Annotated in this window: 28 protein-coding genes; 17 read left to right on the top strand and 11 right to left on the bottom strand. The window is 45.4% G+C overall.

Annotated features, from left to right (window positions below; genetic code table 11):
• Positions 1-20 precede the first annotated feature (20 nt).
• From D9A03_RS06310 to rsmA, 3 genes are read left to right on the top strand one after another with little or no spacing between them, the layout of a single operon-like run.
• The gene (locus D9A03_RS06310) at positions 21-1,268 is read left to right on the top strand and encodes a peptidylprolyl isomerase (RefSeq protein ID WP_120496335.1); all 1,248 of its coding nucleotides are present in this window, start codon (positions 21-23) and stop codon (positions 1,266-1,268) included.
• A complete protein-coding gene (pdxA, locus tag D9A03_RS06305) occupies positions 1,265-2,278 on the top strand; it encodes a 4-hydroxythreonine-4-phosphate dehydrogenase PdxA (protein ID WP_120496334.1) in 1,014 nt (337 codons plus the stop codon). Before D9A03_RS06310 ends, pdxA begins: the two co-directional genes overlap by 4 nt.
• A gap of 1 nt (position 2,279) precedes the next feature.
• Positions 2,280-3,137, top strand: a complete 858-nt coding sequence (gene rsmA, locus D9A03_RS06300) for a 16S rRNA (adenine(1518)-N(6)/adenine(1519)-N(6))-dimethyltransferase RsmA (protein ID WP_120496333.1) — start codon at positions 2,280-2,282, stop codon at positions 3,135-3,137.
• Positions 3,138-3,154: 17 nt separating this feature from the next.
• Here the strand turns inward: rsmA and gmk are convergent, their stop codons facing one another.
• Positions 3,155-3,799 carry a guanylate kinase gene (gene gmk / locus D9A03_RS06295; protein ID WP_120496406.1) on the bottom strand — a complete coding sequence of 215 codons (645 nt, stop codon included), beginning with the start codon at positions 3,797-3,799 and terminating at the stop codon, positions 3,155-3,157.
• Positions 3,800-3,818: 19 nt separating this feature from the next.
• The gene (locus tag D9A03_RS06290; protein ID WP_120496332.1) at positions 3,819-4,712 is read right to left on the bottom strand and encodes a YicC/YloC family endoribonuclease; all 894 of its coding nucleotides are present in this window, start codon (positions 4,710-4,712) and stop codon (positions 3,819-3,821) included.
• Between the two features lie 120 nt (positions 4,713-4,832).
• On the opposite strand from D9A03_RS06290, the gene D9A03_RS06285 reads away from it, so the two are divergent.
• A complete protein-coding gene (locus D9A03_RS06285) occupies positions 4,833-5,597 on the top strand; it encodes an SDR family oxidoreductase (RefSeq protein ID WP_120496331.1) in 765 nt (254 codons plus the stop codon).
• Between the two features lie 77 nt (positions 5,598-5,674).
• Here D9A03_RS06285 and infA read toward each other — a convergent pair whose 3' ends face one another.
• From infA to fabD, 6 genes are all read right to left on the bottom strand, one after another.
• On the bottom strand, positions 5,675-5,893 hold the full coding sequence (infA, locus tag D9A03_RS06280; RefSeq protein WP_046507661.1) for a translation initiation factor IF-1: 219 nt from the start codon (positions 5,891-5,893) through the stop codon (positions 5,675-5,677).
• Between the two features lie 221 nt (positions 5,894-6,114).
• Positions 6,115-7,077 carry an endolytic transglycosylase MltG gene (mltG, locus tag D9A03_RS06275; protein WP_254054980.1) on the bottom strand — a complete coding sequence of 321 codons (963 nt, stop codon included), beginning with the start codon at positions 7,075-7,077 and terminating at the stop codon, positions 6,115-6,117.
• Positions 7,078-7,129: 52 nt separating this feature from the next.
• Positions 7,130-8,392 (bottom strand): beta-ketoacyl-ACP synthase II, encoded by a 1,263-nt coding sequence (gene fabF / locus D9A03_RS06270; protein ID WP_120496329.1) that lies wholly within the window; start codon positions 8,390-8,392, stop codon positions 7,130-7,132.
• A gap of 77 nt (positions 8,393-8,469) precedes the next feature.
• Positions 8,470-8,706 (bottom strand): acyl carrier protein, encoded by a 237-nt coding sequence (locus tag D9A03_RS06265; protein ID WP_046507651.1) that lies wholly within the window; start codon positions 8,704-8,706, stop codon positions 8,470-8,472.
• A 186-nt stretch (positions 8,707-8,892) separates the two neighbouring features.
• Positions 8,893-9,633, bottom strand: coding sequence for a 3-oxoacyl-[acyl-carrier-protein] reductase (gene fabG / locus D9A03_RS06260; RefSeq protein WP_120496328.1), 741 nt, complete (start codon positions 9,631-9,633; stop codon positions 8,893-8,895).
• 89 nt (positions 9,634-9,722) lie between these two features.
• Positions 9,723-10,664 (bottom strand): ACP S-malonyltransferase, encoded by a 942-nt coding sequence (gene fabD / locus D9A03_RS06255; RefSeq protein ID WP_120496327.1) that lies wholly within the window; start codon positions 10,662-10,664, stop codon positions 9,723-9,725.
• Between the two features lie 404 nt (positions 10,665-11,068).
• Here fabD and rpsF point away from each other — a divergent pair, with 404 nt between their 5' ends.
• From rpsF to D9A03_RS06205, 10 genes are all read left to right on the top strand, one after another.
• Positions 11,069-11,524: a 30S ribosomal protein S6 gene (gene rpsF / locus D9A03_RS06250; RefSeq protein WP_046507642.1), complete on the top strand. Its 456-nt coding sequence runs from the start codon at positions 11,069-11,071 to the stop codon at positions 11,522-11,524.
• Positions 11,525-11,535: 11 nt separating this feature from the next.
• Positions 11,536-11,793 (top strand): 30S ribosomal protein S18, encoded by a 258-nt coding sequence (gene rpsR / locus D9A03_RS06245; RefSeq protein ID WP_046507639.1) that lies wholly within the window; start codon positions 11,536-11,538, stop codon positions 11,791-11,793.
• Between the two features lie 15 nt (positions 11,794-11,808).
• Entirely contained in the window at positions 11,809-12,375 is a 567-nt protein-coding gene (rplI, locus tag D9A03_RS06240; protein ID WP_120496326.1) for a 50S ribosomal protein L9, read from the top strand.
• Positions 12,376-12,559: 184 nt separating this feature from the next.
• The gene (locus D9A03_RS06235) at positions 12,560-14,086 is read left to right on the top strand and encodes a replicative DNA helicase (RefSeq protein ID WP_120496325.1); all 1,527 of its coding nucleotides are present in this window, start codon (positions 12,560-12,562) and stop codon (positions 14,084-14,086) included.
• A 271-nt stretch (positions 14,087-14,357) separates the two neighbouring features.
• Complete coding sequence (locus D9A03_RS06230; RefSeq protein ID WP_120496324.1) at positions 14,358-15,131, top strand: ABC transporter permease; 774 nt, start codon at positions 14,358-14,360, stop codon at positions 15,129-15,131.
• The gene (locus tag D9A03_RS06225; protein WP_120496323.1) at positions 15,128-15,955 is read left to right on the top strand and encodes an ABC transporter ATP-binding protein; all 828 of its coding nucleotides are present in this window, start codon (positions 15,128-15,130) and stop codon (positions 15,953-15,955) included. Before D9A03_RS06230 ends, D9A03_RS06225 begins: the two co-directional genes overlap by 4 nt.
• A gap of 70 nt (positions 15,956-16,025) precedes the next feature.
• Positions 16,026-17,438, top strand: coding sequence for a DNA repair protein RadA (gene radA / locus D9A03_RS06220; RefSeq protein WP_120496322.1), 1,413 nt, complete (start codon positions 16,026-16,028; stop codon positions 17,436-17,438).
• A 22-nt stretch (positions 17,439-17,460) separates the two neighbouring features.
• Positions 17,461-18,150, top strand: a complete 690-nt coding sequence (locus D9A03_RS06215) for a CvpA family protein (RefSeq protein ID WP_120496321.1) — start codon at positions 17,461-17,463, stop codon at positions 18,148-18,150.
• Positions 18,151-18,184: 34 nt separating this feature from the next.
• Positions 18,185-19,639: an amidophosphoribosyltransferase gene (gene purF, locus D9A03_RS06210; RefSeq protein ID WP_120496320.1), complete on the top strand. Its 1,455-nt coding sequence runs from the start codon at positions 18,185-18,187 to the stop codon at positions 19,637-19,639.
• Positions 19,640-19,648: 9 nt separating this feature from the next.
• Positions 19,649-20,371, top strand: coding sequence for an SDR family NAD(P)-dependent oxidoreductase (locus tag D9A03_RS06205; protein WP_120496319.1), 723 nt, complete (start codon positions 19,649-19,651; stop codon positions 20,369-20,371).
• Between the two features lie 57 nt (positions 20,372-20,428).
• Here the strand turns inward: D9A03_RS06205 and D9A03_RS06200 are convergent, their stop codons facing one another.
• Genes D9A03_RS06200 through D9A03_RS06190 form a run of 3 tightly spaced genes read right to left on the bottom strand, consistent with a single transcriptional unit; the run spans position 20,429 to position 22,266 of the window.
• Entirely contained in the window at positions 20,429-20,653 is a 225-nt protein-coding gene (locus D9A03_RS06200; protein ID WP_120496318.1) for a sulfurtransferase TusA family protein, read from the bottom strand.
• The gene (locus D9A03_RS06195) at positions 20,646-20,984 is read right to left on the bottom strand and encodes a DUF423 domain-containing protein (RefSeq protein ID WP_162937995.1); all 339 of its coding nucleotides are present in this window, start codon (positions 20,982-20,984) and stop codon (positions 20,646-20,648) included. The genes D9A03_RS06200 and D9A03_RS06195 overlap by 8 nt, the downstream gene beginning before the upstream one ends.
• A gap of 49 nt (positions 20,985-21,033) precedes the next feature.
• Positions 21,034-22,266 carry an O-antigen ligase gene (locus tag D9A03_RS06190; protein WP_120496316.1) on the bottom strand — a complete coding sequence of 411 codons (1,233 nt, stop codon included), beginning with the start codon at positions 22,264-22,266 and terminating at the stop codon, positions 21,034-21,036.
• Positions 22,267-22,456: 190 nt separating this feature from the next.
• Between D9A03_RS06190 and D9A03_RS06185 the strand changes: the two genes are divergently transcribed.
• From D9A03_RS06185 to tgt, 3 genes are all read left to right on the top strand, one after another.
• A complete protein-coding gene (locus tag D9A03_RS06185) occupies positions 22,457-23,095 on the top strand; it encodes a hypothetical protein (protein WP_120496315.1) in 639 nt (212 codons plus the stop codon).
• 158 nt (positions 23,096-23,253) lie between these two features.
• Entirely contained in the window at positions 23,254-24,306 is a 1,053-nt protein-coding gene (gene queA / locus D9A03_RS06180; protein WP_120496314.1) for a tRNA preQ1(34) S-adenosylmethionine ribosyltransferase-isomerase QueA, read from the top strand.
• Positions 24,303-25,442 carry a tRNA guanosine(34) transglycosylase Tgt gene (tgt, locus tag D9A03_RS06175; RefSeq protein ID WP_120496313.1) on the top strand — a complete coding sequence of 380 codons (1,140 nt, stop codon included), beginning with the start codon at positions 24,303-24,305 and terminating at the stop codon, positions 25,440-25,442. The genes queA and tgt overlap by 4 nt, the downstream gene beginning before the upstream one ends.
• The last annotated feature ends 17 nt before the right edge of the window (positions 25,443-25,459 follow it).

Genomic DNA, 25,459 nt, shown 5'->3' with positions numbered 1-25,459 from the left:
TTAAAAGGTATAAAAATCAAATGAAACGTTTTATTGTTGCTAACTTATTGAGCATAGCACTCATTATTACAACAACAACGACATCCTTTGCCCAAGATGTTTTGCGCCCAGCAGCCGTTGTCAATGATGACATCATTTCATTACTCGACGTAGCCCAAAGAACCCAACTTGTTATTGTATCATCTCAACGTAAAAATACACCCCAGGTACGCCAGCGTATGTTACGCCAGGTTATTGGTATTTTGGTTGATGAGAGATTAAAATTACAAGAAGCGGAAAGATTGAATATCACGATCTCGGATGCTCAAATCCAGAATGCACTTTCAAGTGTTGCCAAACAAAACAATATGACACCCCAACAATTGACAACGGGTCTACGCAAACAGGGTGTTTTGCCCATCACCCTTTTTGACCAGTTCAGAGCTGATTTAGCATGGAGAGCTGTTGTAAATACACGCCTTCGCTCCTCGGTTAACATTTCTGACGCCGAAATTGAAGAAGTCGTAGCAAAATTGCAGACAAAAGGCTCGACGACAGAGAAAAGGATTTTCGAGATTTTCCTGGGTGTCGATACTGTGTCTGATGAAGCAAATGTAAAAAAACAGGCCGACGAAGTTATTACCACAATCAAGAATGGTGGCCGATTTTCTGCCTTGGCAAGACAGGTATCTCAATCTAACAGTGCTGGCCTTGGCGGAGATTTGGGGTGGCTTCAAACAGCTCAGTTATCTCCTGAACTTCAACCAGCTGTTGACTCCGCGCCAATAGGCTCCCTAGTGGGACCAATAAGAACGAAAAGAGGATACTATGTTCTCTTGGTACAGGATCAGCGTTCTGCTAAAAGTGAGCAAAAAGTTCACTTAAAGCAATTTTTCTTTGCACTCCCAGCCAATCCAAGTTTTGAGCAAACACAACAGGTTCAATCCAGAGCTGCCGATGCAAAACGTAAATTTGAAAGCTGTCAAGAGATGGATCAACTGGCCAAAGAATTAGGCGATGAAGGGTCTGGCGATCTCGGGACGTTGAACACAAAAGATCTTCCTGCAACAACCAAAACTGCTGTTAGTCAAATAGCTATCGGGGAAACAACACCTGTAGTTCAAGTTTCTGGCGGGTTAGCAGTAATTGCAGTTTGTGACCGCCAAGAGAGTGGCGGTGTTGATAGATTGGCAATTCAGGACAAATTAACAAATGACCGTCTTGACACTCTAGCCAGAAGATATTTGCTTGATCTCCGCAGAAGCTCTAACGTGGATATCCGCCTGTGAACCAAGAGGTACCTTTACCCATAGCCATCACAATGGGGGATCCTGCCGGTATAGGGGGCGAACTAACACTTAAGGCTTGGGAAAGGTTAAAAAACAAAGCCACTCCTTTCTTTGTAATAGACTGTCCCGATAGGCTGACAAAACTTGCATCTGATCTATCGATTGCTGTTCCGGTAAAAGAAATATCCTCTCCGGATCATGCTCTTGATTGTTTCAGCCAGGCACTACCTGTTATTTCCGAAGAACTACAAAAACCCGTTGTTTCAGGTATTGGAGATCCTGATAATGGCTCTGCTATTATAAGCTCCATCAAAAGATCGGTAAACTTTGTCCAGAACAAAGAAGCTTCGGCAGTTGTCACAAACCCGATCAATAAGGCAGTTCTCTATCAAGCTGGCTTCAAGCATCCCGGACACACAGAATATTTGGCTGATTTAGCCAACAGTAAAACACCATCTATTATGATGCTGGCTTCCAGACAACTCCGCGTTATTCCCGTTACTATTCACCTATCATTAAAAGAGGCAATCAATAAACTCGACAACAACATAATCGCCCATACAATCAGAACGGCGAATACCGCATTGAAACAAGATTTTGGTATTCCTGCACCGCGTTTTGCCGTCTCAGGACTAAATCCGCACGCCGGAGAAAACGGATCAATGGGAACCGAAGAAATTGATCTGATCATCCCAACACTTGAATTACTTCAGAGTGAAGGTATAGATATTAGGGGCCCCTTACCAGCAGATACAATGTTTCATGCCAAAGCTCGTGAAGAGTATGACGTTGCCGTTTGCATGTATCATGATCAAGCTCTGATCCCTATTAAAACCTTAGACTTTGACAGTGGTGTCAACATTACGCTTGGCCTTCCCTTTATTAGAACCTCGCCAGATCATGGAACTGCCTATAATATCGCGGGACAAGGGATTGCAAATCCCAATAGCTTTATTGCAGCTATAGAAATGGCAACAACTATGGCCAAAGAAAAAACCGACATACGCTAAAATGAGTAGATTAACGGATAATCTCCCCCCGCTGAGAGATGTTATTTCGCGCTTTGACCTCGGCGCAAAAAAATCACTCGGACAAAACTTTTTACTGGATTTGAATCTCACTTCCAGAATCGCACGAAGTGGCGGCCCGCTTGACCAAGGAACTATCTTTGAAATAGGCCCTGGCCCGGGCGGCCTAACACGTGGGTTACTTATGGAAGGCGCACAGCAAGTTATTGCTATTGAAAAAGACCAACGTTGTCTGCAAGCTCTGAAGGAAATATCAACAGCCTATAACAACAAACTGCAGGTTATTGAAAGCGACGCCCTCAAGGTCGATTTAACAGCACTCGGAAGCTCACCACGACGTATTGTCGCCAATCTGCCCTATAATATTTCAACAGTACTTCTACTCCGATGGCTGAAACAAGTTGCCGAGGATTCAACAGCCTTCTCAAGTTTGACTCTCATGTTTCAAAAAGAAGTCGTTGATCGCCTGATTGCCGAGCCCAGAACAAAAAGCTATGGCCGCCTTAGTATCATGACACAATGGCTCTGCGAAACATCAGCACTTTTTGATATTCCGCCCAGAGCATTTATTCCTCCACCAAAAATAACATCAACAGTGGCAAGACTAGAACCGAGACAAAAACCATTAGCAGAAGCGAATGTGTTTACAATGGAAAAAATTACCGAAGCTGCCTTTGGGCAAAGGCGTAAGATGCTACGCCAGAGCTTAAAAAGCCTAGGAACGGATACACCTGAGCTTATCACTATTGCTGGTATTAAAGAAACCGCCCGGGCAGAAGAACTGACCATTGAAGAGTTCTGCTCAATCGCCCGAGCTTATGATCACCTTAAAAAAAAGTAGTAAATTCGCTTGTGACACTAAGCCTGACGTAAACCACGTACAAAAGAATCCAGATCAGGTCTTCGATCTCGTCTCAATCGTTCGGCCCTGAGAATAGCCTGAACATCAGCAACTGATTTCTCAACATCAGTGTTTACGATAATATAATCATATTCAGCCCAATGGCTCATTTCATCAGCCGCTTTGGCCATGCGTCCCTTGACAACCTCTTCACTGTCCTGAGCCCGGGCATAGAGACGCCTTTCCAGTTCTTGCAATGATGGTGGAAGGATAAACACGCGAACAATATCATTAGGTGCCTTTGCGGCAACTTGCTGCGTCCCCTGCCAATCAATATCGAACAAAACATCCTGTCCTGATGCCAATCCTTGTTCTACAGGTTCGCTAGGCGTTCCATATTTGTTATCAAATACAGTTGCATGTTCCAGCATCTCATTATTATCAACCATGGAATTAAATTCATCTGGGCTTACAAAGAAATAATCTTTTCCATGTATTTCCCCCGGACGTATTTGTCTGGTTGTAGCCGATATCGATAGAGTAAGTTCTTCTTCTCTTTCCAGCAAAATTCTGGAAATTGTTGTTTTGCCAGCCCCGGAAGGCGAAGAAAGGACCAGCATAAGTCCACGACGTTTAAGCGTGGGGGCAACAACAGTGCTCATTGTTTTTAAAACCTTACTTTTATTCGACGTTTTGAATTTGTTCACGAAGCTGTTCTATCGTCGCCTTTAGTTCAATGCCAATCGTCGTCAACGCAACATCTGAAGATTTTGAGCAAAGTGTATTGGCTTCACGATTAAACTCCTGACAGAGGAAATCCAACCGACGTCCGCAAGGTCCGCCATTTTCCAAGAGTTCCCGTGCAGCAGCAACATGCGCAGCCAGACGGTCAAGCTCTTCACGGATATCAGCTTTGGTCACCAGAATAGCAATTTCCTGTGCCAGACGCTCTTCAGAAACAAGGCTAGCATCAGATAATAACTCTGACAGCTGTTTATTAAACCGATCCTGTATTGCTGCCGGCTGTGTTGCAGCCAGTTTTGTAGCTTCTTTTTGTAAGTTCTCAATATCATCCAGCTGGCCACAAGCAATTTCTGCAAGCCTCGCCCCCTCTTCACGGCGCGTGCTTTGCATGGCTTCAATCGCCACACTTAAACTCGTCTCAATCTTCCTCAAACGCGCATCAGCCTCGTCTTGAGATTCCTCTTCTTCGACAAGCTCTAGAACACCACGTAAATTCAAAATACCATCAATAGAAGGGGCAACGGCATCCAGATCATTACCAATTCTTGTCGCCAGCGGAATAACTTGCTGCAGGATATCTTCGTTGACTTGCAACTGCACTGGTTTGTGCTTGTTATCAATCACAAGGTTTACATGAAAGTTGCCACGCTTGAAGCTTTTGGCCAAAGCTGACCTTACTTTTGCATCCAAAACTTCGAATCCATTTGGAACTCGACATCTGGCATCCAGATTCTTACCATTGACGCTTTTCAGCTCCCAAGACCAGGTTGTCCCTGCGTACTCACCTTCAGCACGGGCAAATCCTGTCATGCTGGCAATTGCTTTTCCCATAATGGTTCCTCGGGGTTATTGAAGCATCATACTCAACTACATGATCGATTGTTTTACATTCATCACAAGCAGCTTTATTTTCATAGGCCTTATACCCAAAGCATATGAGTTACTGCAAGAATGACAATTCCAAAGACAATATTTATTACCGGTGCTTCCAGCGGTATTGGTGCCGCCCTTGCAGAATATTATGCCAATCCAGGAAATGTTTTATTCCTTGCTGGCAGAAATCGTGACCGATTACAAACCATATCGAATCAATGTGCAAAACGTGGCGCAAAAGTACATCCATTGCAATTGGATGTCACAGATCAAACAGCTTGTAACAAAGAAATGGTTAAAGCCAACCAACTGTCCAAACTGGATCTCGTGATTGCCAATGCCGGAATATCCGGGGGCACAGGTCAACAAGATGAATCGAACTATCAAACACGAGAAATAATCGATATAAACCTGAACGGTGTACTCAACACTGTTCTTCCGGCGATTGATATAATGAAATCAAATGAACAGGGGCAAATAGCAATTATGTCCTCTCTGGCTTCATTTAAAGGTCTGCCTAGTGCTCCGGCTTACTGTGCCAGTAAAGCAGCTGTCCGCACCTGGGGTGAAAGCCTGCGGGGGACGTTAAAAAAGAGTAACATCAAGGTTTCAGTAATTACACCAGGCTTTGTTAAAAGCGGCATTACAGCTGTTAACAAATTTCCAATGCCATTTTTAATGGAAAGCGCAAAGGCAGCAGCTATTATCGCCAAAGGACTGGAACGGAACAAGGCAAGGATCTCATTTCCAAAACCTATGTACTTAACGGTTTTGTTCTTTGCTGCGCTTCCATTGTATCTGTCCGAATTTATATCTGACAGACTACCCACTAAAGAAACATGAAAAGCCAGCACAAAAAGCGCGTTAAGCCCTTCGGCCAAACGCGCAACTGAACCTATCAGCTACAAAGTAGAGAGTTCTTATTTGTGACGGAAAGTGATCCGGCCCTTAGTCAAATCATAAGGGGTCATTTCAACGTCAACTTTATCGCCAACCATGGTACGAATGCGGAATTTACGCATCTTACCACCAGTGTGGGCAATAATTTCGTGTCCATTTTCAAGCTCAACCCGGAACATTGCATTCGGGAGCTTTTCAATAACAGTACCACTAAACTCAAGGAGTTCTTCTTTAGCCATTCAACCTTTGCCTTTTTTATACCGCTTTTGTGCGTGCCGCAAAACTACTCAACATTTGCAAAAGGTCAAGTAATCATCGTATTTTTGCATACATATAGTTAAAAATTGATGATACCACATTCTGAAATAATTCAGATACTCTACCTAATTCACTCAAAATCATATGTCGTTACTCAGAACAATGTTCTACAACACTCCGTATTCAAAGAGACAGTTCACGACTAATTCTTGTTTACAGAACGCCAATGACGAACATTTTTATTATGTTCTTTAAGGCTACGGGCAAAAGCATGCCCGCCTGTACCATCTGCGACAAAGTATAAATATTTTGTTTTTGCCGGCTGCGTAACTGCCTCCAGCGCAGACAAGCCGACATTAGCGATCGGCCCAGGAGGAAGCCGATCAATTGTATAGGTGTTGTATGGAGACGGCGTTTTCAGGTCTTTACGGGTCAAATTGCGGCCCAAGGGCTTGGCTCCAAGCGTAATCCCGTATGTTACCGTTGGATCCGACTGCAAGCGCATTTTTAGATTCAAGCGATTGATAAAGACCCCGGCAACAAGCGGTCTTTCCGATGCGATCCCTGTTTCCTTTTCGACAATAGACGCTAAGACCAAAGCCTCTTCCTTAGTCTTGATCGGTAAGCCTTCCTGTCTGCTATTCCATAACTTATCAAGGTTGCGACCTAATGCCTGTTTCATTCGGTCCAGAATAGATTGACGGCTATCTCCTCGTACAAACAGGTAGGTTTCAGGTAAAAGGCTACCTTCATCAGGAACATCCGTAATATCACCGGCTAAATCAGGGTTACTTCGCAGTATCTCGACTATTTCAAATGATGTCTTCCCTTCAGGGATCGTAATTGAGTAGCTAACCGTTTTTCCGTTTTCCAGTATCTCAATCACGCCTTTCATTGAAACCGCTGCAGGCATCAAAAATTCACCTGCTTTTAAGTTTCTTGCTTTCTTTGTATAGCGCGCGCCTAGTTGAAAAATAAGTGGTTCACGAATAACACCTTCATCTTTCAGAATATTGGATATCTTCTCTAACCCTGATCCTTTGGGGATTACAATGGTGAGATCTCTTTTGAGAGGTCCCGGTGCCAAAAATTCCTGTTGCCCCACATATAATACAATGGAAAAGCACAAAATCCCCAAGGCGAAAACAAGCGAGGCCCACTTCAAAAAAGAGGGCCTCTTAGATACTTTTTGCTCTTCACTCACGGCTTAAGTAAATTTATCTAAATGCTTTAAGCACTAAGCTTGCATTGGTTCCCCCAAATCCAAAGGAATTGGATAACGCAACATCAACTTTTCGCTCTTGCGCTTCAAGAGGGACCAGGTCAATGCCCTGACATTCGTCAGACGGATCTTCCAAATTAAGTGTTGGAGGGATCACACCTTCTTTGATTGCCTTTACAGAGAAGATTGCCTCAACAGCACCAGCAGCACCCAGCAGATGACCAATCGCTGATTTTGTTGATGACATACAAACATTTTCATTGTTGCCAAACAGACGTTTAACAGCACCAAACTCGATCTCATCGCCCAAAGGAGTAGAGGTTCCGTGAGCATTGATATAATTCACATCATCTGCATTTATGCCTGCACGTTTTAGCGCAGCAGACATTGCACGGAAACCACCATTTCCATCGGGTGGCGGAGCCGTGATATGATGGGCATCTCCGGACAGGCCATAACCAACGACTTCACCGTAGATTGTCGCGCCACGCGCCTTTGCATGCTCCAATTCTTCGAGCACAACTACACCAGCACCTTCGCCCATAACAAAGCCGTCACGCCCTTTATCCCAAGGGCGAGATCCTTTTTCAGGGGCATCGTTAAAGCCAGTAGACAGCGCACGCGACGCACAGAAACCTGCGATACCAAGTCTGCAAACTGCAGCTTCTGCACCACCAGCAATCATCACATCCGCATCGTCCATCTGAATCAAACGCGCAGCATCACCAATAGCATGAGCACCTGTTGAACAGGCTGTTACAACTGAGTGATTTGGCCCTTTGTATCCATAACGGATAGAAACATGACCGGAAATCAAATTGATCAGCGATGAAGGAATAAAGAAAGGTGAAAGCTTGCGCGGTCCCTTTTCCTTAATCATTACGGCACCATTTGCAATGGTTTGCAGGCCACCGATACCAGAGCCAATCATCACACCTGTGCGGAACAAACTCTCTTCACCTTCAGGCTTCCAGCCCGCGTCTTCAATAGCTTGCTGAGCAGCGGTGATACCATACACAATAAAAGGATCAAGTTTGCGGCGATCCTTTGCTGCGACATGATCATCCGCATTAAAGTAACCATCAGCAGTTTCACCAACAGGAATTTCACCTGCAATTTGAGACGGCAAATCCGACGAATCAAATTGAGTAATTTTGCCAATACCTGATTCACCGTTGGTAATGCGTGACCATATATGATCAACACCACATCCAAGCGGAGATACCATACCGAGACCGGTTATAACGACACGACGCATGATTCTAAAAAGTCTCTACGCTATTAAAGACGAAAACGCCGGGGAGTTCCCCGGCGTTATATACTTCGAAAAAACGATTAAACGTTTTCTGAAATGAAATCGACAGCGTTCTGGACCGTTACGATTTTCTCAGCAGCATCGTCTGGAATTTCACAACCGAACTCTTCTTCGAATGCCATAACAAGTTCGACAGTATCCAGGCTGTCAGCACCAAGATCGTCAATGAAGCTTGCACTTTCCACAACTTTGGCTTCTTCAACACCGAGGTGTTCAACTACAATTTTCTTTACGCGATCAGCGACATCGTTGCTCATAAACTTTAGCCCTTAACTATTTATCGCCTTTCGGCGGTTTTACTAACGACCCTAAGGCCTGAATTTCTATTATTACCCTGCTAAATACAGAGAAGCGCCGCCTCTTAACACACTTTAAGGCGGCTTGCCAACGCTCTTAATCGTTTATCTTTCATAAAGATTCAACGCCAGAGGGTCAAATGCTGATTATATCATGGCCATTCCGCCGTTAACATGCAAGGTCTGGCCTGTCACATAGGCAGCTTCGTTGCTTGACAGATATGCAACCGAAGCCGCAATGTCTTCGGGAGAGCCAAGCTTTGCGCAAGGAATACCACTCAAAAGATTTTCTTTGATGTCATCACCAAGCACGTCTGTCATTGCCGTAGCAATAAAACCAGGAGCAACACAATTGACTGTGATTCCGCGCGACGCAACTTCCTGTGCGAGAGATTTACTCATCCCAATCAAACCGGCTTTTGAAGCCGCATAGTTTGTCTGACCAGCATTGCCCGTTGTACCAACAACAGAAGTAATCCCGATAATACGCCCCCAACGGCGCTTCATCATGCCGCGAAGACATGCTTTGGAAAGACGGAAGCTGGCTGTTAGATTAACCGCAAGAACAGTATCCCAGTCTTCATCTTTCAATCGCATTGCAAGATTATCGCGGGTCAAACCAGCATTATTCACCAAGATATCCAGCTGTCCCATTGCTTCATCAGCGCGTTTCACCAGATCCGCTGGCGCATCTGCATCAGACAGATTCGCGGGTAAAACGTGGACACGATCACCGCCAAGTTCAGCAGCTACCTTTTCAAGTGCTTCTACTCTGGTACCAGAAAGACCAACAACAGCCCCCTGATCATGCAATGCCTTGGCAATTGCACTCCCAATACCGCCAGAAGCACCTGTAACAAGTGCTGTCTTACCGGAAAGATCAAACATCCTATACTCCTAAATTCAATTTTTATGCGCAGAAGAGTACTCAATTTCAAACACAAGACCAAGTACCTGACCTTCAGCTTTTATAATTTTTAAAGACTCTTCAACAGGTTCTCTATTTCTTCAGGTGTCCCTGCGTTCGCAGAAGTCAGATCGCGGTCAATACGGCGATTAAGACCACTCAACACCTTCCCTGCGCCAAGCTCAACTAACTGCTCAACCTCATTTGCACGCATATAAAGCACGGACTCGCGCCAGCGAACAACGCCTGTTACTTGCTGAACCAGATATTCACGAATCGTTTCAGGGTCAGTGACCATATCAGCGGAAACATTGCAAACAACAGGCACAGATGGCACCCGTAGAGTGACAGACGCCAAAGCTTCTGCCATCGCATCAGCAGCTGGTGCCATTAAAGAACAGTGAAAAGGCGCAGATACAGGCAATAATACGGCACGCTTTGCACCTTTTGCCTTTGCAATTTCCAAAGACCGCTCAACAGCAGCTTTATGGCCACTGACAACAACCTGTCCCGGCGCATTATCATTTGCAGCAGAGCAAATCTCACCCTGCGCAGCTTCTTCGGCAACAGCTTGAGCATCTTCGAAATCGAGGCCGAGAAGAGCTGCCATCGCACCTTCACCAACAGGCACAGCTTGCTGCATAGACAGGCCGCGTAGCTTCAAGAGGCGCGCAGCATCAGCCAACTCAACAGTTCCCACAGCTGTCAGGGCTGAATATTCACCAAGAGAATGCCCCGCAACAAAAGAAGCGTGATCGCTCAAAGACTGATTACCTTCGCTCTGCAACACACGGGAAACAGCTGTACTCACAGCCATCAACGCAGGCTGAGCATTTTCTGTAAGAGTAAGTTCGTCGATAGGCCCCTCAAACATCAGCGTCGATAACTTTTGCCCAAGAGCTTCATCAACTTCTTCAAAAACTTCGCGGGCCACCGGAAAAGCTTCCGACAATTCTTTTCCCATGCCAACGGCCTGTGATCCCTGTCCGGGAAAAACAAATGCACGCTTCATTATAAACTCCTTATTAAACGCGCTGATGTTGTGGTGTAATGCCTCTTAATCGCACACTTTTGCTCTAACAATACGGTCACGGTTCGATCCGTTAATGAACAAACAACATTCAGAGTATTTGTATTGCCCCAGAAATAGCCTTCTAGGGATCATTATGCAACGGCGTGTACACTTAATTCTCCCCAAGGGCAAAAACACATCGGAAAGACATACGCATAATCATTAATTTTCAACAACTTAACCTTGACAAATACTATAGAGCTTGACCCCTGTACCAAGATCGCTATATTCCGCACGTTAATCCGCACTAAATCAACTCCTTGCTGGTGACCTCTAGCGGAAACAAGGACACCAGCTCCGGGTAAAGGTTTTTTCCTCTACCCACAAAGCCGTGAGGAGTAACTATGGCTTTTTATGAATGTGTATATATCGCACGTCAGGACATCTCGTCCTCACAGGTCGATGCACTCACTGAACAGTTCACTGGTATCATTACCGAGAACGGTGGTTCCGTAGGCAAAACCGAATATTGGGGTCTACGTAACATGGCTTATCGCGTGAAGAAAAACCGCAAAGGCCACTATGTTCTTCTTAACATCGATGCTCCAGCTGCAGCGGTCCAGGAAATGGAACGTGTAATGCGCATCAATGATGATGTTCTTCGTACCCTGACTTTGCGTGTTGATGAGCTTGAAGAAGAGCCATCAGTAATCATGCAAAACCGTGGCAACCGTGATGAGCGCGGTGGCCGTGGTGGTCGTGGCGGTCGTGATGATCGCGGCGGTCGTGGTGGTGATCGTGGTGGTCGTCCTCCTCGTGAGGGTGGTGATCGCGCTCCTCGTGAAGCAACAGCTAGCTAAGGAAGAGAAACATGGCCGTTCAAATCGTTAGCCAGGGCGTTGGTTCACGTCGCCCATTCAACCGTCGCCGTAAAAGCTGCCCGTTCGCTGGTGCAAACGCACCAAAGATCGACTACAAAGACACACGTCTTCTGCAGCGTTTTATCTCTGAGCGCGGTAAAATTGTACCAAGTCGTATAACTGCAGTATCTGCAAAGAAACAGCGTGAGCTTGCAAAAGCTATCAAACGCGCTCGCTTCCTTGCTCTATTGCCATACTTGATCGGGTAAGAAGGAGATTTTATCATGCAAGTCGTCCTTCTAGAACGCATCGAAAAACTTGGTCAGATGGGTGATGTCGTCACCGTGAAACCTGGTTATGCTCGTAACTTCCTGCTTCCAAAGCAGAAAGCTATGCGCGCAACAAAAGCAAATCTTCAACACTTCGAAAACCAGCGTGCTCAGCTGGAAGCAGACAATCTCAAGCGTCGCGAAGAAGCCGAACAGGTTTCTGGCAAACTTGAAGGTCTGACTGTTTCTCTGATTCGTCAGGCTGGTGATTCCGGGCAACTTTACGGTTCTGTAAACACCCGTGATATTGCTGAAGCAGTTACTGAAGCTGGCGTTACTATTGCCCGCTCTCAGGTTGTTCTCGACAAAGTTATCAAAACTCTTGGCCTGCACGACGTTAAAGTTGTTCTGCACCCAGAAGTTTCCGTTAACATTGTTGTTAACACTGCACGTTCTGCTGAAGAAGCTGAACTACAGCTTAGCTCTGGCGGTGCTGTTTCCAATGAGGAAGCTGCTGAAGAGCGTGAAGCTGTTGCAGAAGCAGTTGAAGAAGAAATCACAGAAGAAGAAACAGAAGCATAAGTCTTCTTTTTATACTTCTGAGCATCATGAAACGGCACCTTTCGAGGTGCCGTTTTCATTTCCAACCTGTACTTCTCGTCCCTAAAGGGCTACATTCCTCTGCGCTCTTTTTTTGCCCTAAAACGGGGAAAAGAAACAGATATAATCAGGCGTTTGTTGGTACTAATTTTCTAGATTCGAGGCCATGGAAGATCACGCGATTCCTCCCTTTGATGTTTCAGACATCCCCTTTGATGATGGACAAGAACTTCGCTCTCCTCCTCATAACTACGAGGTAGAGCAAGCTCTGTTAGGAGCTGTTCTGTCAAACAACAAGGCCTTTGAAAGGATCTCGGATTTTCTTCTTCCCGTCCATTTTGCAGACCCGGCCCATGCCGAGATTTATCACGCTTGCAAAACACTTATCGAGCGTGGACAACTGGCAAATGCAACAACCCTAAAGAACTTTTTTGCCAGTAACGGCAATCTGGAAGAACTTGGTGGTACCAGCTATCTGGCTGAGCTTCAGAGTAATGTTGTTACAATCATCAATGCGTCTGAATACGGTAAAATTATTCACGACCTCTATATCCGCAGAGAACTGATTGATCTCGGTGAAGAAGTTGTGAATCATGCCCATACGCACGAACTGGAACTTTCTGCAACTCAACAAATCGAGGGTGCAGAACAAAAGCTGTACCGTTTGGCAGAAGAGGGCCAGACCGAAGGCGGCTTTACATCTTTCGCCGATGCTCTTGCTGTTTCAATGAATTACATTGATGTCGCCATGAAACAGGGCGACGGTATTTCCGGTGTTTCAAGTGGCCTGCGCGATGTGGACAAACTTCTAGGCGGTTTCCATCATTCTGACTTGATTATTCTTGCTGCACGACCCTCTATGGGTAAAACAGCCTTTGTAACAAACATTGCCTTTAACATCGCACAATCAACAAAGCCCGGACATAATGCTGAAGGTAACGAAGTTGATATCCCGATGTCTGTTGCTTTCTTTTCTTTGGAGATGTCAGCAGATCAGCTTGCAAGCAGGATTTTGTCTTCAGCAGCAGAAACGCCATCGCATCTCATGCGTAAAGGGGAGTTGAGTGAAGATCAGTTCGAACATGTGTTCCAGGTCAGTCGCGCTCTTTCGAACTACAAACTTTTTATTGACGATACACCGAACCTGACAATCCCAGGCCTTCGCAACAGGGTCAGGCGCCTTAAAAGGCAGCATGGACTGGATATTATTATCGTCGATTACCTACAGCTGATGTCTGGAGCTCCCGGCGGAAGGAGCGACAGCCGTGTTCAGGAAGTTTCTGAAATCTCTCGTGGTCTGAAAGGGATTGCAAAAGAGATGAACGTACCTGTTATCGCGCTATCCCAGCTTTCCCGTCAAACAGAACAACGTGAAGACAAACGCCCGCAACTTTCGGACCTACGCGAATCCGGCTCGATTGAGCAAGATGCCGACGTTGTCATTTTCCTGTATCGCGATGAGTATTACATCGCCCGCGAAAAGCCGGGGCAAGGTGTGGATGATTCGACTGACAAGTTCCATGAAAAACTTGCCAATCACGAAGCACGCCTAGATGCAGCCCGCAACAAAGCCGAGATGATTGTAGGTAAACAGCGTCACGGCCCAATCGGTTCTGTTGAACTCCACTTTAACGGCGAATTTACAAAGTTCTCTGATTTGGTCGAGGAAGATCACTTGCCGGAAAACTATTAATCAACAAAATTAAGGCAAAGAGGCCAAGGCTTTGCGCCAACCTCAATTGACGCAAAAGATCACCTTGGGTATTGTACCTAACTCGCAAGATGACGGGTGTCTCCAACTTTGAATACCAAAGTATGGAATTAACGTTATCTCATTGGAATAAAGTGGACAGATCCTTAGGGGGAAGGAAAATTCTGCTCGAGCAATCAATGCTCGTGTGTATTAATTTCACTATATCTCAATCGATCATTCCCCAAAGCAACGCGCATAAACGGTAAACTGCATGCCTATTTTACAACCTCTTGGTAATCTTACTCTACGTTTTTTAGAGATTATTGGGCGCCTTTCCGTTTTTGCAAGCACAGCAATATCACATTGCTTTCGCTCTCCCTTCTACCCAAAGCTCATTTTGAAGCAAATGATTGAGGTGGGGTATTATTCATTACCAGTTGTTGGTCTGACTGCAATTTTTACCGGCATGGTGCTCGCGTTACAGAGTTATACGGGCTTTGCGCGTTTCTCGGCAGAAAGTGCCATTCCCAATGTTGTCATTGTTTCAATCACCCGTGAACTTGGCCCTGTATTGGCTGGATTGATGGTTGCTGGTCGTGTTGGCGCCGCCATGGCCGCCGAAATTGGTACCATGCGGGTCACAGAACAAATTGATGCCCTCTACACCCTGGCAACAAACCCTTTTAAATACCTTATAGCCCCTCGTGTGATTGCTGGCGTTTTAACACTCCCCCTCCTTGTTCTTGTGGCAGATACAATTGGGGTTTTTGGCGGGTATCTTGTTTCCGTACACAAACTTGGATTTAATCCTGCAACCTATATCAAGAATACCCTTGATTTCATGGAAAACCTTGATGTGATTTCTGGTCTGGTCAAAGCTGCCGTTTTTGGTTTCTTGATAACTTTGATGGGGTGTTATCACGGTTTTCATTCAAAAGGTGGCGCGCAAGGTGTTGGAGCAGCAACAACAAATGCAGTTGTATCAGCTTCGATTCTTATTCTCGTTTTCAATTACATCATCACTGAGTTGTTTTTCTCAATATGAGCAACAAAACAGATACGACCACCCCAGATACAGCCAACAAAGACATAAGAATCAAGATCAGAGGTCTTACCAAAGCCTTTGGCCCAAAAGTTATTTTGAATGATTTGGACTTGGATGTTTATGCTGGCGAATCTCTGGTTGTTATTGGTGGCTCAGGAACAGGAAAATCTGTTTTGCTAAAATGCATGATTGGCCTTTTAAGGCCTGATGCAGGCAGTATAGAAATAGACGGACAAGAAATTATCGGCCTTGGCAATGATGATATGGAACAGGTACGCCGCAAATTTGGTATGCTTTTCCAATACGCTGCCTTGTTTGATTCCCTTTCAATTCTCGACAATGTTGCTTTCGGCTTAACACAGGCTCATGGTGTTCCTAAAAAAGCAGCGCACCGTATCGCGCTTGAAAAGCTGTCTGCCGTTGGTTTGGGCGAACGTTTTGCGACTAAATTCCCGGCTGAATTATCAGGCGGCATGAAAAAGCGAGTAGGCCTTGCTCGTGCAATTGCCACAACACCGGAAACGCTGTTTTTTGACGAACCAACCACGGGTCTTGATCCCGTTATGGGTGATGTAATTGACCAGTTAATTGTTGAATCAGTAAAAGAGCTCGGCGCCACAGGTTTGACAATTACGCATGACATGGACTCTGCCAAGCGGATTTCCGACCGAATAGCTATGCTTTATGACGGTAAAATTACCTGGGTAGGCCCCACAAACGAATTGGAAAAAACAGATAATCCTTACGTTCATCAATTTATCAATGGTCTTCTCGATGGTCCGATAAAAATCAGCTTTGCAAATAGTGACCGTGCTGCAGGCTGATATTGTTTAAAATCTGACAGGGCTGAGTTAAATTATCTTAGCACTACATACATAATTCAGGAGATTTCTTTTGGCTCGCCCCGTAATTCGTTATGTCTGTCAATCCTGCGGTGCTGACTATGCCAAATGGTCAGGGAAATGCGATTCCTGTGGAGAGTGGAACTCCATTACAGAAGAAGCTGGATCCTCCTCTCCCATCCCCGGTGGGCTTGGCAAGAAAAACGTTCGTAAGGGCAAAAAAATTGAATTTGTAAGCCTAGAAGGAACGAGTAAGCCCGTTCCAAGAATGATCAGCAAAAATCTGGAATTTGATCGAGTTTGTGGCGGAGGATTAGTTCCCGGCTCAGCTGTTCTGATCGGCGGAGATCCAGGAATCGGAAAATCTACGCTTCTAACACAGATATTGGCGGCATTGACAATCAATGCCGGTGTCAAATGTGTTTATGTTTCAGGTGAAGAAGCTATTGATCAGGTTCGACTGCGTGCCCGGCGTCTTGGATTGAAAGGCGATGATTTTTTACTCGCCTCGGCAACTTCTGTACGTGATATTGCCACCACGCTTGATGAACATGACGCTCCACAGGTTGTTGTTATTGATTCCATACAGACAATGTTTGTCGACAGTCTGGATTCTGCCCCCGGTACAGTATCACAGGTTCGTGCTTCAGCTCAGGAGCTAATCCAGCTTGCCAAAACCAGAGGCTTCAGTGTTTTACTTGTGGGGCACGTGACAAAAGAAGGCGTCATTGCCGGACCAAAAGTTCTGGAACACATGGTTGATACTGTCCTTACCTTCGAAGGGGAGCGCGGGCATCACTTCAGAATCTTGCGGGCCGTAAAAAACCGTTTTGGTCCCACAGACGAAATTGGCGTCTTTGAGATGTCAGAACAGGGACTCGAGCAAGTATCGAACCCTTCCGCACTCTTTCTCGCTGAACGACGTGGGAATGTTACGGGTGCAGCCGTTTTTGCTGGTTTGGAAGGAACACGTCCTGTTCTTGTGGAAATACAGGCCCTTGTCTCTCCTTCGCAACAGGCAAACCCGAGACGTGCGGTTGTAGGATGGGACTCTGGCCGTCTGGCGATGATTCTTGCCGTCCTTGAAGCAAGATGTGGTCTCGTTCTGGCTGGAAACGAAGTTTATCTTAATGTCGCAGGTGGATTACGCATTGGAGAACCCGCCGCAGATATGGCTGTTGCAGCCGCATTAATATCAGCCGCCATGGACATTCCGGTACCAGAAGATACTGTTGTATTTGGAGAAATTGGTCTTTCAGGAGAGATCAGAGCAGTCAATCAATCAGAAGGCAGACTGAAAGAAGCCACAAAACTTGGTTTTAAAAATGCAATAATTCCGCCGATCCGTGCAAAGAAGAATTGTAATAAGGTCGCTTCAGGGTTAGATACAAGGCAGATTGAACATCTGCAAGATCTGGTTGCGCTGTTTGCAGCGAAATCAGTTAAGAATGCTGCAGGTGGCTAACCGGCAAAATTGTTAGGTATTGATGGAAAACTTACCCATCTCACTCTTCGATGTCGCTGTAATTGGCATCATTGTCGTCTCAGGTCTCTTTGCTCTGTTTCGGGGATTCGTGCACGAAGTTCTATCTGTCGCATCATGGATTGGGGCAGGCTTTGTTACACTGTGGACCTTCCACCCACTGCTTCCTTATGTGCAACAATTTATCAATATTCCTTTTGTAGCCGAAATCGTTACAGGCTTTGCCCTTTTTGTGATTACTCTTGGGCTTTTCATGGTGATGATCAGGGCGATTTGCCGCCATGTAAGAGAAAGTACCTTTGGCCCCCTGGACAGATCTCTTGGCTTTTTATTCGGCCTGTTACGCGGTGGTATTATTGTCAGCATCATGTGGATCGCGCTTTTTGTATTCCTGATGCCTGAAAAAGAAGGATGGCCAGAGGATGTTGAACGCGCCAAAACACGCCCGACAATTCAACAGGCCTCAGCCATATTAGTAAAAGCTTTACCTGAAAAGTTCCATAACGAGACAATCAAACAGGTCCTAAAACAAGCTGAATCAGCACGACAAGCCTATAACGCAACACAGACTTATCAGCGTTTAATTAGCCCGGAATCAAAATCATCAACCGAAGGTGAAGATTCTACAGGCTATAATGATGAAATGCGCTCACAAATGCAAAAAACCATTGATGCCGTGAGTGGCAGCGAATAACGGATTTATTACTGAGTTCAGGAAAGCGAAAGCCATGACACTCGAAGATTTTCATGACGATGATAAACTCCACGAAGAATGCGGCGTCTATGCTGTTCATGGGCACGAAGGAGCTGCGGCTCTCGTTACCCTTGGCCTCCATGCCCTGCAACACCGCGGACAGGAAGCCGCCGGTATCATCAGTTATGATGGTAATGAGTTTTATAACCACCGTGCCTTGGGTCTCGTTGGGGATAATTTTTCTTCCCAAGAGGTGATTGAGCGTCTGAAAGGTCACATGTCCATCGGACACACGCGTTATTCGACCACAGGCGAAACAGCCTTGAGGAATGTGCAGCCTCTTTTTGCTGAGCTTCACGATGGTGGATTTGCGCTTTGTCATAATGGAAATCTGACCAACTCGCAAAAAATACGTGATCAACTGGTCATGCGTGGGTCAATCTTCCAGTCAACAATGGATACCGAGGTTATTTTGCACCTCGTCGCAACCTCTATTCAGGACACCATTGTTGGCAAGGTTACAGATGCCATTCAACGTATTGAAGGAGCTTACGCGCTTCTTTGCATGACAAAAGAAGGCGTTATTGCTGTCCGCGACCCCCACGGCATCAGACCATTGGTCCTTGGTGAGCTGGATGGCGGTTATGTCGTCGCTTCCGAAACCTGTGCTTTGGATATTATAGGTGCCAATTTCATACGGGACGTTGACCCCGGCGAAATGATCGTCATTAATGATGACGGTGTTCAATCCATGCGCCCCTTCCCGCCAACGCGTCAACAGACCTGTATTTTTGAATACATCTATTTTGCCCGCCCGGATTCATTCATTGACGGTGTCAGCGTTTACGAAGCCCGTAAAAACATCGGTAAAGAGTTGGCACAAGAAAGTCATGTTGAATCAGATGTTGTTGTCCCGGTACCAGATTCAGGTGTTCCAGCTGCAATTGGATACTCTCAAGAATCTGGTGTGCCTTTTGAATTGGGTATCATACGTAATCACTACGTTGGTCGTACCTTTATTGAACCTGGGCAGCAGATCAGAAACCTTGGCGTAAAGTTAAAACACAATGCCAACAAAGCCGTTCTCGAAGGTAAGCGCGTTATCCTCGTTGACGATTCACTGGTGCGCGGAACAACCTCTGTCAAAATTGTAGAGATGGTAAAAGCCGCTGGTGCCAAAGAGGTTCATATGCGTATTGCTTCCCCGCCAATTGGCTATCCTTACTTCTACGGCATCGATATCTCTCAATCCAAAGAGCTTCTAGCGGCTCAAATGGATCTGGATGAAATGGCGAAACACATTGGTGTTGATAGCCTTGCGTTCTTATCAATTGACGGCATGTACAGAGCAATGGGTCAAGAAGGGCGCAATGCAGAAGCGCCTCAATACTGTGACGCACCTTTTACCGGGCACTATCCAACACAGATCGATGATTATGAAGATCACGTAGTTGACGTTCCCCGTTTTATGAAATCCAAAGCCGGTTAAGGTAACAACATGAGTGAAGTAGTTAACGGGCGTCTCGAAGGGCGTATCGCGCTTATTACAGGAGCCTCTCGTGGTATTGGACGTGCAGTAGCAAAACGCTATGCGCAAGAAGGCGCTCAGCTTTTGTTAATGGCGAGAACAGTTGGTGCCCTTGAAGAAGTTGATGATGAAATTCGCTCAGAAGGTGGCAAAAAACCAATCCTGATCCCCCATGACTTAAAGAACATGGATGGCCTGGATCAACTTGGGGCGTCTCTCTATGATCGCTATGGCAAGCTGGATATTCTTGTTGGAAATGCAGGATCGCTTGGCCCTCTGTCCCCCATTGGGCATATTAAACCAAAGATCTGGCAAGAAACTTTCGATATCAATGTCACCGCGAATTATCGCCTGATCAGAAGTCTTGACCCTCTGTTGAAAAAATCTGAGGCAGGGCGTGCAATTTTTGTCACAACGGGATCATCGGCAAAAGCCTATTGGAGCCTTTATAAAGCCTCTAAAGCAGCACTGAACACATTGGTTCAGTCTTATGCCTGTGAAAATGAAAAAACCAACGTCAAGGCCAATCTGATTTCACCTGGTCCCGTCAGAACGACAATGCGGGAAAAAGCTTTCCCGGGCGAAGATCCAATGACGCTCAGATCACCAGAAGAAATTACGGATACTTTTGTTGATTTAGCCTCTGTCGATTGTGTCTTAAACGGGCAATATATAGATCTTAGAGAAGAATGATGATTTAACCTCTGCCTCTAGAGTTTTTCTCTAAAACTATTTTTGGGGTAGAGGATATTATTTTTTTCTGATTTTCATAATCAAAACATCATCTTGTTCTTGAAACGAAATTAACTCGTGCCCTGTTGTTTCGCAAAAATTCTTAAAATCAAGTTCAGCACTGGGGTCCGTTGCGTGAATTTCCAGGATATCCCCCATCGCCAATGGCTTCATTGCCTTGCGTGCACGCAACACAGGGATAGGACATTTCAGCCCTGTTGCATCAAGAAAGTGCTCAGACATTTTCTCTGCCCACAAATTTTGCACCATAGAGCGCAGTCATAAGCCACCCTAAAATATATAAACTTCCGCCCACAGGAATAAAGGGACCACCAAGCGAAATTTCCGCCAGTGCTTTGACATAAAGGCCGCCTGTAAAAAGCAAAAGCCCAAAAGCAAAACAACAACAGGCAATCACCAGAAGCTTTGAAGGACTTCGCTGTAAAAAATTAAATCCGACAAGTAATAAGAGGCCAATGGCGTGAACCAAGCCATAAAAACTACCTGTTTCGGCCCACAGCATACGCGTTTCATCGCTCTCCAAACCATGAGCACTATATGCACTGACTGCCACACAAATTGCGCCCCAAAGAGAAGCATAAGTGATAAAGAATCTTAATAAGTTATGCCCCATATTCATCTGCCTCGTCTATTCTTTCCTGATCTTGTCTTGGCTGAATTAACGGAATCATTGCAGCAAAGATAAAGAACATAACAAACCAGCGATTCTGCCAGATACCATAACCCAGCAAGGCAATGATAAAGGTGGAAACAAGCATAGCCTGAATTTCTATTCTCTCAGACAATTGCCGAGACTTCAGATATCCAAACACAATCCAGATGATCACAGAAACCAGAATTGCCCCAATAAACCCAAGTTCCAGCCATACCTGCAAAGCAAAGTTATGAGGATGGAGTGAAATAATTCTACCTTCTAAGGCCCGAATATTGCCATTTGGTTCAGTGTGCACATAATTTTCAACTCCACGATTTGGATAATCCCTGGCAGAATCAAATCCCCATCCAATTACAGGATTCTCAAGAATTTGACTGCTGACAAAATCCCATATGAAAAATCTATGTTTAGCAGAAAACGGAATGGAGTGAGAAGATTCAGCGTCATATAGAGGTTCCACATATCTCGTGGCTAAAGGCATCGCAAGCACTGAGATAATCATAATGATGGGAAGGATGCGAAATCCAAGCTTTGGAAGTTTAAAAAAGAGGAAATACCAAACTGTACCTAAGATAACCGCAACAAGAGAACTTTCACTCGGCGCAAAATATAATAAAGCAATAGGAATAATCGGGAAAAGAAGCTTGAAGAAAAGAGACAGCTTTTTGCTGAAAATAGCACATAAAATCCATAAGCTAATGCCAATGAAGGTTACACCACGATTAAACCGAGACGGGTCGACCCACGCATCCAAAGATTTGCCTTTAAAAACTTTTGTAATGGGTGCCTGGTAAAAAACTTCAATAGACAGGAAAATTGAAGCCAATACCAGCCCCAACAAAACCGCGTTGGTCATCTGTCGCTTATTTTCTTTATCCAAATAAGTAACTGCATTTACCAGCACCAAACCAGCAATCGTCAATCCAATCAGCCTTAAGTCTAATTTAAAAGCCGTCAAAGGATTAATTGTCCAAAGAGTTGAAATCGTCACCCAACCAAAGAATAGTAAAAATATAATAATTTGAGTCCGAGTAAAACTTGGTATCGATTTTGTTTCAATACCATGTAGGACTGAAATAATGACAGCAACAATGATAACCAACGGCACCAGGGCATTAGAGCTAAACACGCTAACAATTGGGACAGAGAAAAAAAACAGTCTCAACAGGTGACTATTCATGCATTCAACATTTCTATTAACAGGCTGGAAAAACGAGCGTTATCTATAGACAGCTTTTCCTTGGCTGTACAGTCATCAAGGTTCTGTAATCTCCAAGATATACAACAAAGGTGGCGCAATCTGTCGCATCCACGAAAACAAAATCGTATTATAATCTATTCACATTCGTTTCCGATTTTTAGAGTTTTCCATGTCTGACTTTACACAGCATCTTTTAACCTCCCCCCATTCGCTTGCTCAGGCAATGAAACTTCTCCCCAAAGAAGGTGTTGCAGCCTTTCCTTTGGTTGATCAGACAGGTTGTCAAAAGATGTTGGCTGCGGTGAATCACCTACCCTTTAGGGCCTGTACACCCATCGTTGGACCGAAAGGGAAAGAGGTTGAGCAGGATTTTGAAATTGCAATGAATTTTGATCAGCCAAGTATCTTGGATGATTATCAAACAGCTTTGGAAAAACAAATAAATCAGGCCTTTGCCCTGATGCAGCCATCGCCTTATCCTCTTCCTTTCTCTTTTAACGATAAAGCTGCCCTTATCTACAAAGAAGGATCAAAGGGCATTACACCACACCGCGATCTCCTGTGTTTTGAAGCAGTCATTGCCATTTTGACATTATCAGGAGAAGCCGGATTTTATGTTTGTGATGACCGAGAGAAAAATAATGCACGCCACTATGCTGCTGAACCCGGTGTTATGATCCTGATGCGTGGACGAAATTTTTCCGGTATCGAAGAACGCCCTTACCATTATGTTGAAGGTATTTCCAAAGAACGTGTTGGATATGGTCTCAGATACAACGTCAAAGAACCAACTGAAAAAGCCAGATAGAAATAGAGCACCTCTCTTTTCTCCTAGAGTACTATACCTCTAAATCATGGCAGTTATCCTTCCTCATCCCTTTGCGTCTTTGGCTTTCTTCTGCTACCTATCGGCTCGATTTGCTCTGGTATTATCAAAAATACTCAAAGAGCCCCAGGAATAGATGAATGAAAACTGATCTCTTTGACTTTGAATTGCCCCGTGACGTTATCGCCCAACGTCCGGAAAACCCGCGTGATATGGCGAAGCTTCTCTCTGTTGGAAACGGTCTGACAGATCATAGAATGCTTGATCTGCCTAACCTTATCCAACCCGGCGATCTGCTCGTTTTTAATGACACCAAAGTGATACCTGCCCGTCTAAAGGGGAAACGTGGCGAAGCTGGGGTCGAAGTTACCCTCCATAAGCAAGAACCTCCTTCGCAAGATGGTGGTGCGAGATGGTGGACATTTGCCAAACCAGCAAAAAAGCTGAAACAGAATGATATTGTCCGCTTTGCGGATGGCTTTAATGCCAAGGTAGAAAATAAACTGGACGGCGGTGAAGTTCTGTTGAACTTTGACCTCACACCTGAAGAGCTTTACCCGCATCTCGAAGAACATGGCAAAATGCCTCTGCCTCCCTATATTCAACGCGAGGCAGGATCAGACAAACAAGATGCAGAAGATTATCAAACCCGATTTGCCAAATATCGTGGTGCTGTAGCAGCCCCAACCGCCAGCCTGCATTATACAGACAGATTAATGTCAGCATTGGATGCCAAAGACATAGAGCACATTACGCTCACTCTACATGTTGGCGCGGGTACTTTTTTACCTGTAAAGGTTGATGATCTTCGCGATCATAAAATGCACAGCGAAATCGGTCATATTGATCAAGAGACAGCAAACCGTATAAATCAGACGCAGAAAAATGGCGGACGCATTATTGCTGTTGGTACGACAGCCCTTAGGCTATTGGAAAGTGCTGCTGATCAGAATGGAACACTTCATCCCTTTGATGGCGAGACTGACATTTTCATTACCCCGGGCTATAAGTTTAAAATTGTCGATCTGTTGCTCACCAACTTTCATCTGCCCAGATCAACTCTTTTTATGCTGGTTTCTGCTTTTGCTGGTCTTGAGCGGATGCATAAAGCCTATAAGCATGCCATAGACAATGGTTATCGTTTTTATTCCTACGGAGACTGTAGTCTGTTAGAGCGTGAGGATCACCTATGAGTAATACCCCAAAATTTGGATACGAACTACAGGCAAAAGACGGGCTCGCACGCCGTGGTGAAGTTACCACGGCTCACGGTACCTTTCAGACCCCCGCATTTATGACTGTCGGTACAGCTGGCACTGTAAAAGGCCTGACACCAGATCAATTGCGTACCACAGGTGCAGAGGTTGTCTTGGGAAACACCTATCACCTGATGTTGCGCCCTACGGCTGAATTGGTTGATCGTCATGGTGGGTTGCACAAATTCATGAACTGGCCGCACCCAATCCTAACCGATTCAGGTGGCTATCAGGTTATGTCCCTTTCCGGTTTGCGGAAAATAACGGAAGAAGGGGTTAAATTCCAATCCCATATCGACGGCAGTAAACACAATTTGACACCAGAAAGATCAATGGAAATTCAACATCTATTGGATTCCAATATCACGATGGTTCTGGACGAATGTACACCCTACCCGGCCACGCACGAAGAAGCCGCCCACTCCATGCGCCGTTCCATGCGTTGGGCGGAACGCTGCCGTAAAGCTTTCAAAGATAGAGACGGATACGGCCTTTTCGGTATTGTGCAGGGATCAACCTATGAAGATTTGCGCAAGGAATCAGCCGAAGCACTCATTGACATCGGGTTCGAAGGCTATGCTGTTGGTGGCCTTGCTGTTGGCGAAGGCCAAAATGTCATGTTCGAAGTTCTTGACCATACCATGCCCCATCTACCAGAAGATAAACCAAGATATCTGATGGGGGTTGGAAAGCCATCAGACCTGGTTGGTGCCGTTGCACGCGGCATTGATATGTTTGACTGTGTTCTGCCGACACGTTCTGGTCGCAATGCACAGGCCTTTACGCGTCGCGGCGCCTTGAATATGCGGAACAAGAGGCATCAGGATGATCATCGTCCCGTTGATGATCAATGTAAATGTACGTGCTGTACGCAATTCAGCCGTGCTTATCTGCGCCATCTTTTTGTAGCAAAGGAAATGCTTGGCCCCATTCTGTTAACCATTCACAACCTTGCATACTACCAAGAACTTATGGCAGGCATGAGAGATGCTATCGCCGCTGGCACTTTTGAATCTTTCCAGGAAGAATTCCACAAGCTGCAAAACGGTGGTGACATCCCGGCACTGGATTAAAATGGCAACAGCAATGT

Source organism: Kiloniella sp. EL199 (assembly GCF_900313065.1).
GTDB lineage: Bacteria > Pseudomonadota > Alphaproteobacteria > Kiloniellales > Kiloniellaceae > Kiloniella.
The sequence above is the reverse complement of the archived record's forward strand: the minus strand, read 5'-3'. Positions and strand labels throughout refer to the sequence as shown.